At 34.4% G+C, this 285-nt stretch carries 1 pseudogene; it reads left to right on the top strand.

What is annotated here, in order from left to right:
• Window positions 1–204, top strand: a pseudogene (locus ACY2RX_RS14655) (LptF/LptG family permease); the annotation flags it as partial.
• Window positions 205–285 lie beyond the last annotated feature (81 nt).

Genomic DNA, 285 nt, shown 5'->3' with positions numbered 1-285 from the left:
GCTTCTACTTTTACATTACTCCATTGGCAACAACGCCTCCTTTCTAAACCCCTAGATCCTATTTTTTCTGGACATCAACTAGATACTGTTTTTAATTTTACTCCTAAAGACTTAATCTATAACTCGACTTTTGCTCAAGAAATGCCATCAGGAGAATTGCTGAAATTTATAAGTATATCTAAAAAAAGAGGAGGAAAAAACTGAAAGGCATACTTGGGAGAATGTCATAAAAGAACAAGTTGGTCGAGTGCATCGTATGGATTAACAATTATAGCAGTTGCTTTA

This window comes from Polaribacter sp. 2405UD43-2, assembly GCF_058147125.1.
The sequence above is the reverse complement of the archived record's forward strand: the minus strand, read 5'-3'. Positions and strand labels throughout refer to the sequence as shown.